Annotated in this window: 15 protein-coding genes and 1 tRNA gene; 6 read left to right on the top strand and 10 right to left on the bottom strand. The window is 61.3% G+C overall.

Features of this window, described 5'->3' with window-relative positions; translation table 11 throughout:
* Window positions 1-240 precede the first annotated feature (240 nt).
* Window positions 241-2304, top strand: a complete 2064-nt coding sequence (locus tag JC607_RS11930) for a hypothetical protein (protein ID WP_198837142.1) — start codon at window positions 241-243, stop codon at window positions 2302-2304.
* A gap of 292 nt (window positions 2305-2596) precedes the next feature.
* Here JC607_RS11930 and JC607_RS11925 read toward each other — a convergent pair whose 3' ends face one another.
* Genes JC607_RS11925 through JC607_RS11910 form a run of 4 tightly spaced genes read right to left on the bottom strand, consistent with a single transcriptional unit; the run spans window position 2597 to window position 3900 of the window.
* Window positions 2597-2848, bottom strand: a complete 252-nt coding sequence (locus JC607_RS11925; protein WP_198837141.1) for a hypothetical protein — start codon at window positions 2846-2848, stop codon at window positions 2597-2599.
* Window positions 2849-2851: 3 nt separating this feature from the next.
* Window positions 2852-3331, bottom strand: coding sequence for a hypothetical protein (locus JC607_RS11920; protein WP_198837140.1), 480 nt, complete (start codon window positions 3329-3331; stop codon window positions 2852-2854).
* A complete protein-coding gene (locus JC607_RS11915) occupies window positions 3315-3503 on the bottom strand; it encodes a hypothetical protein (protein WP_198837139.1) in 189 nt (62 codons plus the stop codon). The genes JC607_RS11920 and JC607_RS11915 overlap by 17 nt, the downstream gene beginning before the upstream one ends.
* Before the next feature lie 58 nt (window positions 3504-3561).
* Window positions 3562-3900, bottom strand: coding sequence for an Arc family DNA-binding protein (locus tag JC607_RS11910; RefSeq protein ID WP_198837138.1), 339 nt, complete (start codon window positions 3898-3900; stop codon window positions 3562-3564).
* A gap of 103 nt (window positions 3901-4003) precedes the next feature.
* Between JC607_RS11910 and JC607_RS25800 the strand changes: the two genes are divergently transcribed.
* From JC607_RS25800 to JC607_RS11885, 5 genes are read left to right on the top strand one after another with little or no spacing between them, the layout of a single operon-like run.
* Complete coding sequence (locus JC607_RS25800; protein ID WP_370584790.1) at window positions 4004-4135, top strand: Arc family DNA-binding protein; 132 nt, start codon at window positions 4004-4006, stop codon at window positions 4133-4135.
* Complete coding sequence (locus JC607_RS11900; protein WP_198837136.1) at window positions 4132-4572, top strand: hypothetical protein; 441 nt, start codon at window positions 4132-4134, stop codon at window positions 4570-4572. Before JC607_RS25800 ends, JC607_RS11900 begins: the two co-directional genes overlap by 4 nt.
* A 2-nt stretch (window positions 4573-4574) precedes the next feature.
* On the top strand, window positions 4575-4814 hold the full coding sequence (locus JC607_RS11895) for a hypothetical protein (protein ID WP_198837135.1): 240 nt from the start codon (window positions 4575-4577) through the stop codon (window positions 4812-4814).
* Window positions 4815-4851: 37 nt separating this feature from the next.
* Window positions 4852-5268 carry a hypothetical protein gene (locus tag JC607_RS11890; protein ID WP_198837134.1) on the top strand — a complete coding sequence of 139 codons (417 nt, stop codon included), beginning with the start codon at window positions 4852-4854 and terminating at the stop codon, window positions 5266-5268.
* Window positions 5265-5942, top strand: coding sequence for a tyrosine-type recombinase/integrase (locus JC607_RS11885; RefSeq protein ID WP_198837133.1), 678 nt, complete (start codon window positions 5265-5267; stop codon window positions 5940-5942). Before JC607_RS11890 ends, JC607_RS11885 begins: the two co-directional genes overlap by 4 nt.
* Window positions 5943-5974: 32 nt before the next feature.
* On the opposite strand, the gene JC607_RS11880 is transcribed toward JC607_RS11885, so the two are convergent.
* The 6 genes from JC607_RS11880 to JC607_RS11855 form a co-directional block, all read right to left on the bottom strand.
* Window positions 5975-6049, bottom strand: a tRNA-Glu gene (locus JC607_RS11880).
* Between the two features lie 67 nt (window positions 6050-6116).
* Window positions 6117-7865 (bottom strand): single-stranded-DNA-specific exonuclease RecJ, encoded by a 1749-nt coding sequence (gene recJ / locus JC607_RS11875; RefSeq protein ID WP_198837132.1) that lies wholly within the window; start codon window positions 7863-7865, stop codon window positions 6117-6119.
* Window positions 7866-8068: 203 nt separating this feature from the next.
* Window positions 8069-9034 carry a class II fructose-bisphosphatase gene (gene glpX / locus JC607_RS11870; RefSeq protein ID WP_198837131.1) on the bottom strand — a complete coding sequence of 322 codons (966 nt, stop codon included), beginning with the start codon at window positions 9032-9034 and terminating at the stop codon, window positions 8069-8071.
* Between the two features lie 101 nt (window positions 9035-9135).
* Complete coding sequence (locus tag JC607_RS11865; RefSeq protein ID WP_198837130.1) at window positions 9136-10449, bottom strand: homoserine dehydrogenase; 1314 nt, start codon at window positions 10447-10449, stop codon at window positions 9136-9138.
* A gap of 74 nt (window positions 10450-10523) precedes the next feature.
* Window positions 10524-10808, bottom strand: coding sequence for a hypothetical protein (locus JC607_RS11860; protein WP_198837129.1), 285 nt, complete (start codon window positions 10806-10808; stop codon window positions 10524-10526).
* Between the two features lie 233 nt (window positions 10809-11041).
* On the bottom strand, window positions 11042-11635 hold the full coding sequence (locus tag JC607_RS11855; protein ID WP_198837128.1) for a TadE/TadG family type IV pilus assembly protein: 594 nt from the start codon (window positions 11633-11635) through the stop codon (window positions 11042-11044).
* Between the last annotated feature and the right edge of the window lie 12 nt (window positions 11636-11647).

Raw genomic sequence — 11647 nt, 5'->3', positions numbered from 1 at the left:
GAAGCTAGCGGGAAAGGGACACATGCGGCCTCAATCAGAATAGCGCAACAAAGCCGATCCAGGTGGAGACAGACAAGGCCGGGAACAAGTCTTTCAATAAATCGAAGTCATCCGAAAAGATTGACGGCGCGGTGGCGACCGCAATGGCCGTGGCAAGAGCCGCGCAAGCCGAAGATCAGCGATCCGTTTATGACACCGAAGACCGCCCCGAGGGCATTTTGATCTGGTGAGGGAATAGCAATGTCCACTGATACCGAACGCCACCTTGTCCGCCTCGAAGCAAGGGTTTCGCAATTCGAGAAGAATTTCCAGAAGGCCAATCGCACTGCCAACCGGGAGTTTACAGGGATCGAACGCCGGGCGAAGCAATCCGCTGATCGCCTCGAAAGCTCTATGGAAAAGGCCAGCGCCGGGGTTTCCAAACAGTTGAAAGGCATGGCGACCGCTTTTGCAGGGGGCTTTATTGCCGGTGGTCTTGCGGGCCTGATCGGACAAGCCGGGGATGCTGTGAAGGCGATTGCCCAGATCGGGGATGAAGCGAAACGCGCCGGTATGTCCACCCGTGCCTTCCAGGAATGGGGCTATGTGGCGAAACAGAACCGTGTCGGAATTGACGCCCTTGTGGACGGCTTCAAAGAGCTGAACCTTCGCGCCGACGAATTTATCAGCACCGGAAAGGGATCGGCGGCAGAGGCCTTTGAACGTCTAGGCTATTCCGCCCAGAGCCTGAAAGAGAAGCTGAAAGACCCTTCCGCCCTCATGCTGGAAATCTTCGGCAAAATGCAGAACTTCGACACCGCAGCCCAGATCCGCATCTTTGACGAGCTTCTGGGCGGGACCGGGGGCGAACAGTTTGTGCAATTAATTGCGCAAGGCGAAGATGGGCTTCGCCGCACCATCGACCGCGCCCATGAAGTCGGGGCCGTGATGGATGATGAAATGATCCAGAAGGCCCAGGACCTTGACCGCCGCTGGAATGATCTTGCCACCAGCTTGGGCTATACCGCGAAATCCGCGATCCTTGGGATTGCCTCTATCGCCGGAGCCGGGATTGACGCGGTCAATGCCATGCGGGACGCGATAGACGAAACCCCTACCGTGGATCAGGCGGCCCAGGAATTGACGGGCAGCCCTGACGTGACAGTGCGGGGGCAGGAAGACCTGCGATCCTTCGATGAGCTTGCCCATGCCCAGGCCATGCTGCAACAGGACGCGCCCGCCCTTGTGGGCACGCTGCGCATGATCGTTGACGCGCTGGACGCTGTGGGCGATGCCGAGGCCGCGCAGGCGATAGACGACATACTTGCCCGGCTGGATGATCTGACCGACCGCGCCAATCGCGGGGAAGTCAGTGCTGCGGATCTTCGCGCTGAACTGATCGAACTTGGCACCGAGGCAGAGACAGCCCTTGCCCGGATTGACAGTATCGACACCATCACCCTGGAGGGCGCGCGGGGCCAGGTTTCCGGCCTCATTGGCCTGTTGAACGCCGCCGCCAATGCCGCAGCCAATCTTATGAGTAAGCTGCCCGGTGGCACCGATACCGGCACCCCTCTGCAAGGCGGGGCGGCTGCGAACATGCCGCCGACCTTCAATTCCGGCATGACTTCCAGCCCGCGCCCCGGTGCAAGGCCGGAAAGCTGGGTGGCGGATATGGACGGGGACGGCATCCCGGACGCGATCCAGGACAGCCCGAAATCGAAAGGCGGTGGAGGCGGTGGCGGGAAATCCGGTGGAGGCGGGGCAGCCAAAGAGCGCGAAAGCCAATACCAGCGCGAAACCAGCCGGATCCGGGAACAGATTGCCGCCCTCGAAGTGGAGGCCCAGGCCCGCGCCAGCGCGACCGGCAGCATAGAGGAACAGGAAGCCGCCGTTGAAAAGGCGAAGATCGCGCACGACCTCCTGACCGCCGCGCAAGAGTCGGGAATGACGATCACGCCCCAGCTACGCGCCGAAGCCCAGGCCCTGGCATCTTCCTATCTCGCCGCAGAGGATGCCGCCCGTAAACTGGCCGAGGCAGCGCAGGAGACAGCCGACCAGCAAGCCCAGGTAAAAGACGCTTTCCGGGGAGCCTTCACCGGAGCCGTCACCGGGGCAAACACCCTCCTGGGTGCCCTCGACCAGTTGATTTCCAAGCTCATGGAAATGGCCGCGAACAAGCTCTTTGAAAACCTCTGGGGCAGCGTGGGCGGTGGCATCACTGGGGCAGTCGGGGGAATGCTGGACTTTTCTTCCGGGGATATACCGGGGCCGGTGGCAAGTACGAACCCAAGGGGATTGTCCATGCCGGTGAATTTGTCCTGAACCGGGAGGCCATCAGCCGCTTCGGAGTCGGGGCATTGGAAGCCATGAACAGCGGGCGGGTGCCCAGCCTTGGCGATACCGGCCTCCGGGGCCGCGCCGGATCTTCCAGCACCTATGCCCCTGTCTTGCATATCAGCGTGGCGGGATCGGGCGACCCGAACAAAGACCGCGCCCTTGCCCGGCTTGTGGCAAAGGAAGTCCAGGGCAGTTTGCCCGCCCCGGACGCCTTCGGAAGATCGGATAACCAGAAAAACCGCAAGCGCAGCACCCAGCTTAATCGGGCAACGGACCGTTAGTCTTCCGACGGCAGCAACACATGACCAAGTGTGCGAGCTATCAAAAGGCTGGACTTGTGCGCTTGGAATGCCTGCGCTTTGGTGGAAACCTCTTCACCGTAGCGCGTGGCTGCGCTACATTGAACATCTTTAACCAGATGCGACAGGTTGAGATTTCCGATGTATTTGGCCAATTCGTCATGCAGGGGTTGGAGATTGTGCCCAAATTTGCCCTCGCTTTCGGTGATGGAAAAAAGCATGGCCTTCATAAATTACTCAACAAATTGAAGCGAAAACCATCTGGATTGCCCATAGTTGGGCCGCTGGGAAATTAAGTGCGAAACGGATGTAATCAGGTCGCTTCTTGTCTCTACGAATTTCTGGTGCCGACCCTCTATCCTGTCGAACATAACAAACAGGCCCACCCCGACCCAGAACAGGCCGTAAGCTTCATCCTTATCTGCTTGCGAAAACTGATCAAGTCTCGCCTGATTGAGTCCTGTAACTTGGGCGCTGACATTTATAAAACGCACACCGTCCCCGATGATGGTATTATTTTCCGTAATTGCGTTTTCAACTTGCGGGAAAAAAGAGCCACCCAGAGCCCACGGCAACCTTAATTCCCATAAATCACCCAAAAGCATTACCGCGGCTTTTCTGGTAGCACTTGGGTCTACTTTGATAGAATCACCATATGTTTTTTTCGTAGCAATCGTATATGCGTTCGGAGTAAATTCAATTTTCCGCAACACCCGGTGGCATCTGGTGCCCGGGCATGGGTGCGGCGAACGGAAGACTAATTTTGAAGCGCTGACCTAAACGCACAATCGCGCCCAAAGGTCTTCCGGTAATCGGTGCGTCTTCATTTCTCAATGCTTCATCAATTTCCAAGATCGCCTGGCTAAATTCGTCATCCGTTATCAATTTCAGCTTCCTATGGCATCACAGGCGCGATCACTTGCGCCCTGTATTGCACTGACGATCAGGCGCGGGGCTTTGCACCAGGCGCGACATAGGCAAGGTGCCTCTCGCCGGTTTCATCGTCGGAAATCCCGATCACGCCCAGTCCGTCTATAAACGCTTCCAGGACCTTCAATCGTTTCTCGACATCATCTAGCCGCCCCTCGCTTACGGCTGGGCCACCGCTTTTCATAGCGCGCCTAACAACGCCGGGGGCGGTGCTGGAAGCCATCCCAAAGGCTTCTTCCAGCTTGGCTATGATCTCCCCGGTCATAGATCGGTTTTGTGCCTTAGCCGCCGCTTCGATCACCTCTTTCAAGGCAAGGGGCAGCCGGATTTTCACCTGTGTGTCTTCGCTCATGAAACAATGATGCACCACTATGGTCCTGCACTCAATATGGACCATAGTAGTGTTGCTATGGTCCATTTCGGTGGGGTAGCAAGAGAACGAGGAACCTACGCACATCCGACTGCCAGAGGAATTGAAAGTCTGGCTGACAGCCAAAGCCCAGACCGAAGGCCGCAGCATGAACCGCCAGATTGTCGAGATCATCAAAGCCGCCATGGCGGCAGAAACCCAGGAAACAGCACATTGAGCCTGCAACACCTGATCGACTTCGCCGCCGCCGAGGTTTTCGCGGATTATGACGACAAATCAATCTCTTCAAAAATCATCTGCCTGCATGAGGACGGCAACCGCGAACGCCTTCCGCTGACCGCCCGGGCAGACTGGGGCGATGTGCTGGACTTTGCGCGATCCCATGACCTTGCCGCAGAGATCGGGGCAGAGTCCTGGGTTGCGTTTCATCATGCTGTGATCGAAGGCAAGTCCATCATCATCGCTTCTGCGCAGGAAGGCGGGCAGCGGGCAATGACAGGCTTTGTTGTGACGGGCAACACCGGGGACTTCAGCACCGATCTGGCTCTTATCGAAATGATCCAGACCAAGGAGTACGACCATACGCTGCACGAGCCGACAGAATGGCTTGGCGGCACGGCGACCTTTCACTTTGCATCTTGCTCTGTGCACTGACCATGACCGGCAGCACCATATCCCGGCTGCCCCGCCTCAACCCTCCGGCATCCGGTGCCGGGGGGCGGAACTGGGCCAAACAATCACCGCCAGCCAAGATCAGCTTGCCCGTGGTGGAAGTGAAGAAGGCCATGAAGCTCCTGAAAGGCGCGGGCAAGTCCCTGGCCGCTATCGAACTCATGCCGGGCGGTGGCTTTCGTGTCGTGGCAGCGGTTCAATCGAAGAACAAAGGCCTGCCCTAGGCCGACCCAAAGGCCAATCCCTGGGATCAGATATTCGATGAGTAAGACCAAAGTCTCGAAGCCGCCCTACGTCCATGTTTATCGCGACCGGCATGGCAGGGTGCGGATTTATTTGAACAAGCCAGGGCAACCGAAGGTGCCTCTGCCCGGACCTCTCAACAGTCCGGCCATTTTTGAAGCTTATGCGAAGGCGGTGGCAGGGGTGACATTAATTGCACCGCCGCCCCCGCCACGTGTGGCGACCAACACCTTTGCCGGGCTGATCGAGCTTTATCTGAAATCCCCAGAGTACAAGGATCTGGCCGAGGTCAGCCGCAACACATACCGGCGGCAACTCGACAAGTTTCGGGAGGAACATGGCACAAAGACGGTCGACGGCTTCGGACGCAAACACGTCATGTTCATTCTGGGAAAGATGTCGGATCGCGCCCCGAGGCGGCAAACACTCTTTTGAAGCGCCTCAAGGTGCTGATGGGCTTCGCGGTGGATATGGACATCATTCAGCGCAATCCGCTCACCGGCCTGAAAGGCTTCAAGAGCTCCAGCGAAGGCTTTCATACCTGGACCGAGGAAGAAATCGCGGCCTTTGAAAATCGGCACCCGATAGGCAGCAAGGCCCGGCTTGCCATGACCCTCATGCTTTGCACGGGGCAACGCCGATCTGATGCGGTGCGGATGGGCTGGCAGCACGTCAAGGACGGGCTTATCACCGTGCGGCAGCAAAAGACCCAGGCCACGTTGGCGATACCTCTGCACCCGGATCTAAGAGTGGTGCTCGATCAAACGCCAAGGGCCAACCTGATCTTTCTTCTGACCGAGTACAGCAAGCCCTTCACGACGAACGGCTTCGGGAACTGGCTGCGGGCCAGGTGCGACGAGGCGGGGCTTCCTGCCTGTTCCTCGCACGGGTTGCGCAAGGCTTGTGCCCGCCGCCTGGCAGAGGCAGGATGCAGCAATCAGGAGATCAAGGCGATCACCGGGCACGAGACGGAGGCCGAGGTGACGCGATATACCAAAGCCGCCGATCAGAAGAAGCTGGCGCAACATGCCATGGGCAAGCTGATCGACATCGAACCCCAACAGCAATCTGCTAACCCCTCCGAAAAGGTTAGGAACTCGAATGGCTAAGTCTTTGACAATGTTCGGGGAAGTTACAGAAGTGGCAGCCCGTAGGGGAGTCGAACCCCTCTTTTCAGGTTGAAAACCTGACGTCCTAACCGATAGACGAACGGGCCACTGTTTCTGTGAAGCGGTGTCTAATGGGCGGCAAAAGGATGCGCAAGAGGAAAAATAACAAATTTCTCAATCAGCTGCTGCGGCATCCTCCAGACGCAGCTGAACCCTGGATTTTCCGCCCCAGGTGTTGATCTCCAGGCGTCCCGCAAGGTGGAACAGCCGGTGACCGCTATTCTCCAGTTGTGGCCCCAACGGGCCGTCAAAGGCGCCAAAAGCCATGATTTCGGGGCCCTGGGCCTGGCCCCGGATGGTGAGCTTCAGATGGGTGGTTCCGATTCTTCTGCCCTGAACTGCGACCGAGGGAATCACAAATCGCGGTGACGGTGCTGAGGCCCCAAAGGGACCGGCCTGCGCGATCTGTTCGACGAATTCGACATTTGCCCCCTCGGGCAGCAGGATACTGTCGATCCGGAGGGGCTCGGGGCCGGTTCCGCCGGCGCCCTGCCGCAACAGCAACTCGCCGAGTCGCTTCATGGCGGGTTCCAGCATGGCGCGGGACAGGCTGAGCCCAGCCGCCATCTTGTGGCCGCCGCCTTTCTCCAGCAGCCCCTCGGCGGCGATCCGGTGGATCGAGGCGCCGAGATCCACCCCGGGTACGGAGCGGGCGGAGCCCTTGCCGTGATCCCCATCGAAGCCGATCACCACAGCAGGCCGGCCGGTCGCCTCTTTCAGCCGGGCGGCGACGATGCCGACGACGCCGGGATGCCAGCCATCACCTGCAGCCCAGACCAGCGGCCCCTCGGTGCCGCGCGCCTCGGCCTGCGCGAGGGCCTCCTCACGCACCCGGTCGGTGATCTCGCGACGTTCCGTGTTCAGATCATCCAGCCGCCTGGCCAGAGCCAGAGCCTCGGTCTCGCTGGCGGTGGCAAGCAGTCTGGCGCCAAGATCCGCCTCGCCGATCCGGCCACCGGCATTGATCCGCGGGCCCAGCAGAAAGCCGAGCGCATAGGCCGTCGGCGCCTGATCCATGCGGGAAACATCGGCAAGCGCGCGCAGCCCCACCCTGTCGCGTCGCGCCATCACCCTGAGGCCCTGGCGGACAAAGGCACGGTTCACACCCGTCAATGGGGCAACATCCGCCACGGTCGCCAGGGCTACGAGATCAAGTAACCCCATAAGATCCGGGCCCTTGTGGCCCGCTTCGCGCAGCTGGCGCCCGGCTTCGACCAGCATGAGGAAGACGACCGCCGCCGCGCAGAGATGGGCAAGGCTGTCATCCTCATCCTGGCGGTTGGGATTCACCACCGCGAGCGCCTCCGGCAGGGTTTCGGCCCCAAGGTGGTGATCGAGGATCACCACATCGGCGGGCCGGGCGGCGGCGACTGGATCATGGCTCAACGTGCCGCAATCGACGCAGATGATCAGAGAATGGTCGCGCGCGAGCGCCTGCATCGCGGGCACATTGGGGCCATAGCCTTCGTCGATGCGGTCGGGAATGTAGAGGGTCGCCTGATGCCCCATTTCGCGCAGCCAGATCAGGAGCAGCGCCGCCGAAGACCCGCCATCGACATCATAATCGGCGAAAACCGCGATTCTCTCGCGACGCTCAAGTGCCACCAGAAATCTCGCGGCCGCTTTCTCCATATCCTTCAGCCGGCGTGGATCAGGCAGGAGATCGCGCAGCTGCGGATTGAGAAAGGCCTGAGCGTTTTCGGCGGCAACGCCCCGGGCAGTCAGAATGCGACAAAGCGGCAATGGCAGGCGGGTCTGTTGCCCCATCGCCTCGGCAAGCCGTTCCTGGCCTGCGTCAGGCCCAACCCAGCGACGCCCGTTCAGAGAGGCCGCGACACCCAGAAATGCATGATCTTGTGACATGCGTCATGGCTGGCGGAAAACGGGGCCGGGTTCAAGAGTGTTCCGGGAGTTCCTGCCATGCCGGTCGTCTCCGGTGCGGCGGCGGGTGCCTCCGGCGGGGATATTTAAGGACAGAAAATGTAAAAAGTTTCATTTTCTGTCTCAAAATATCCCGGGGGGATTCTCCCGCAGGGAGAAGGGGGGCTGGCCCCCCCTGACCCCGCCTACCGCAGCGGGCTGCGATAGGACATGCGCCGCACCGATCCGGTTTTCGAACGCATCAGGATCGTCTCGGTCGTCACCCAGCCCGGCTCACGCTTGATGCCCGAAAGAAGCGAGCCCGAGGTCACGCCGGTCGCCGCAAAGATCACATCGGCGCGAACCAGGTCGTCGCGGGTATAGACCCGGTCGAAATTGGTGATGCCGGCCTTGCGGGCGCGGGATTTTTCATCCTCGTTGCGGAAGAGGAGCTTGCCGAAGAACTGCCCGCCCATGCATTTCAGCGCGGCGGCTGCCAGCACGCCTTCGGGCGCGCCGCCCGACCCCATATAAATGTCGATACCTGTCACTTCCGGTTCGGCGCAATGCATCACGCCGGCCACATCGCCATCGGTGATCAGCCGGATCGAGGCGCCGGTCGAGCGGATTTCTTCGATCAGGGCTTCATGGCGCGGGCGCTCCAGCACGCAGGCGGTGATGTCTTCGGTCGAGACCCCTTTCGACGCCGCGAGTGCCGAGATCCGCTCGGAGGGCGACATATCCATCGTCACCACGCCGGGGCGGTAGCCGGGGCCGACCGCCAGCTTTTCCATATAGACGTCGGGTGCATGCAGGAGCGTGCCACGCGGTGCCATCGCGATCACCGTCAGCGCGTTCGGCATGTCTTTTGCGGTCAGTGTGGTGCCTTCCAGCGGGTCGAGCGCGATATCCATCTCCGGCCCGTTCCCGGTGCCGACCTCTTCGCCGATGAACAGCATCGGCGCCTCGTCGCGTTCGCCTTCGCCGATCACCACCACGCCTTTGATATCAAGCGTGTTCAGCTGATCGCGCATGGCATTGACCGCAGCCTGGTCGGCGGCTTTTTCGTCGCCACGCCCGATCAGATGGGCCGAAGCGAGTGCGGCGGCCTCGGAGACGCGGGCGAGGCCCAGTGAGAGCATACGGTCCTGGAACTGAGCCTGATCGGCCATTTTGCGGATATCCCTGATGGCATGGAGTTAACCCGAGGCTTAGCCGCCACCGCCGCCTGCCGCAAGCGCGGTAGCGCTAAAGCGGCGGCGGCGGCGTATTTTCAGACTTCTTCGATGCGGATCGCGACGGGGGTCCCGACCAGGACGCCGGTCACGTTGAATTGCGCCAGCGCATGGCTCACATCGGCAGGGGCCGCCTTATGGGTGACGATCAGCACAATCGCATCGCCGTCATCGGCATCGGGCTGGTTGATCTGGCGCATCTGGTCGATGGAGATCCCGGCCTCGCCGAGGCAGGTTGCGACCTTGGCCAGCGCACCGGGTTTGTCCTGGAGCCGCATCCTGAGGTAATAGGGCGCGGGCGTTGCAGAACGTGCCGCCACCGGATCGGTCAGCTGCGCGGCGGGGATGCCGAAGACCGGCCGGCGGTAGCCGCGCGCGATATCGATCACATCGCCCATCACCGCGCTGGCGGTCGGGCCTTCGCCGGCACCGGCGCCGCGCATCACGATCTGGCCGACCGCATCGCCTTCGAGCACGACCATATTGGTGCCGCCCTGGAGCTGGCCAAGCGGGCTTTCCGCCGGCACGAGGCAAGGGGTCATGCGCTGTTCCAGGCCGCGCCCGGTCATCTGCGCCACGCCCAGCAGCTTGATATGATAGCCCATATCATCGGCGAGGTTGATATCGTCGATCGAGACATTGCCGATCCCCTCCAGCTCGACCTTGTCAAAGCTGACACGGGTGCCGAAGGCGATGGCGGCCAGGAGCGAGAGTTTATGCCCGGCGTCGATCCCTCCGACATCGAGGTTCGGATCGGCTTCGAGATAGCCCAGCTGACGGGCTTCCTCGAACACGGTCTCATAGGGCAGGCCAGCCGATTGCATCCGGGTCAGGATGTAATTGCAGGTGCCGTTCATCACCCCCATGACGCGTTTGATGCGATTGCCGGCAAGGCCCTCGGTCAGCGCCTTGATCACAGGGATACCCCCGGCGACAGCCGCCTCGAACCGCAGGGCGGCACCGGTTTTTTCGGCCAGTTCCGCCAGCGCCTGGCCGTGATGCGCGAGCAGCGCCTTATTCGCGGTCACCACATGTTTGCCAGCGGCGAGGGCCGCTTCGGTCGCGTCTTTCGCCGCGCCTTCATGGCCCCCCATCACCTCGATGAAAACATCGACATCATCGCGTTTTGCCAGCTGAACCGGGTCGGTCTCCCAGGCGTAGCCCGAGAGATCGGCATCGCGGTTCTTCTTCGGGTCACGGGCTGAAACGGCGGTGATCACCAGCGGGCGCCCGCCGCGTGCGGCAAGGGTTTCGGCCTCGCGCCGGATGATTTTCACCACGCCGATGCCGACAGTGCCGAGGCCGGCAATCCCGAGGCGGAGGGGTCCGGTTTCAGACGGCGTGCTCGACATGGGAGGCCTCATATTGCTGTTCCGCCAAGGGTGTTAGCCCAAGGCCTTGCCGGGCGCAACGGCGGCGATAGGGCTCAGGCCCGGCCTGCCGCGATGGCCGCAGCCAGACGGGCGCGGGTGGCCGGGTCAAGCACCGGCCCCTGCATCAGCCTGGCGCGGTTTTGCAGCCGGGCGGCGCGGGCGGCAAGGGCCTCGCCGGCAGAGGCCGGGATGCGCCCGGATGGCGCCTGCGCCAGCACCTCGTCCATCGGCAAAAGCGAGGGCGGTGCGCCGGAGGCATCGGGCAGGGTGCCGAGCTCGGGGAAGGGCGCGCAGCCCAGAAGCGCGATGAGCGGAAGAAGGATCGGAAGGCGTGTCATCTGCGGGCTTGCCTGGCGGGAGAAGAGGGGGCGGGTGAAGAGGAGGGCGGGGGAAGGGGCGGGCGGGTGAGGGAGGCGTGCGCCCACGCGCCGGATCTGTGGCAGACACTAACCCGACTGCGCGCCCCGCGAAAGCCCGCCTGCCACATTCGTCCACGGAACCGGCGAAGATGCGAAAGGCCGCGCGCGGATGCGGGCGGCCCTGGCGGGGGACCTGGTGGGCCCGAAGTCTTTCAGCTCGCCGCGCTCTCGCAGGGCGTCATGTTTTCGCTCAGGCAGACACTGAGGTAGAACCGCGGCTTCGTCACAATGAAATTGCGGAAGTCTGACACCGGTATGCCGACATCGAAGGCCGGATAATATTTGGTCCAGGTCTCAAGGATAACGGTCGACTCGCCGGAATTCATCACCGGGATCAGATGGCTGATGTCACTGTTTACGTAACTCTCGGTCAGCGGGGTCTTCTTGTCAAAGGGCGAGCGCGAGAAAATCAGGGAATATCTGCCGGTTCCTGTGATCTCGTCATAGATCCATCTGACCGATGTGATGCGCATCGAAATGGCGTCCGGGCGGTCCAGCAGCCCTGCCATCACGGTTTCCATACCGTTGATGAAATTCATGTCCACCTCCTTCTGACGCGAGACCAGATCGGCCACGGCATAGGCGGCTTTCTGGCCCTCGTTGATGGTGCGCCAGGTATCCCACCAGACCACCAGGGCCATAATGGACCAGGTCATCAGGGGCAGGACAATGAGGAATTCGGTCATGATGACACCGGATTCGTCCTTGGCGAACTGCCGCAATTTTTTAAGGGACAGGATCAACATTACGCGCATCTC

This window comes from Paracoccus sp. IB05, from assembly GCF_016405985.1.
In the GTDB taxonomy this organism is placed as follows: domain Bacteria; phylum Pseudomonadota; class Alphaproteobacteria; order Rhodobacterales; family Rhodobacteraceae; genus Pseudogemmobacter.
The sequence above is the reverse complement of the archived record's forward strand: the minus strand, read 5'-3'. Positions and strand labels throughout refer to the sequence as shown.

Coding starts and splice junctions, on each gene's coding strand:
- JC607_RS11930 (WP_198837142.1), top strand. CDS start 241: ATGTCCACTGATACCGAACGCCACCTTGTCCGCCTCGAAGCAAGGGTT.
- JC607_RS11925 (WP_198837141.1), bottom strand. CDS start 2,848: ATGAAGGCCATGCTTTTTTCCATCACCGAAAGCGAGGGCAAATTTGGG.
- JC607_RS11910 (WP_198837138.1), bottom strand. CDS start 3,900: ATGAGCGAAGACACACAGGTGAAAATCCGGCTGCCCCTTGCCTTGAAA.
- JC607_RS11895 (WP_198837135.1), top strand. CDS start 4,575: ATGACCGGCAGCACCATATCCCGGCTGCCCCGCCTCAACCCTCCGGCA.
- JC607_RS11890 (WP_198837134.1), top strand. CDS start 4,852: ATGAGTAAGACCAAAGTCTCGAAGCCGCCCTACGTCCATGTTTATCGC.
- recJ (WP_198837132.1), bottom strand. CDS start 7,865: ATGTCACAAGATCATGCATTTCTGGGTGTCGCGGCCTCTCTGAACGGG.
- glpX (WP_198837131.1), bottom strand. CDS start 9,034: ATGGCCGATCAGGCTCAGTTCCAGGACCGTATGCTCTCACTGGGCCTC.
- JC607_RS11865 (WP_198837130.1), bottom strand. CDS start 10,449: ATGTCGAGCACGCCGTCTGAAACCGGACCCCTCCGCCTCGGGATTGCC.
- JC607_RS11860 (WP_198837129.1), bottom strand. CDS start 10,808: ATGACACGCCTTCCGATCCTTCTTCCGCTCATCGCGCTTCTGGGCTGC.
- JC607_RS11855 (WP_198837128.1), bottom strand. CDS start 11,635: ATGTTGATCCTGTCCCTTAAAAAATTGCGGCAGTTCGCCAAGGACGAA.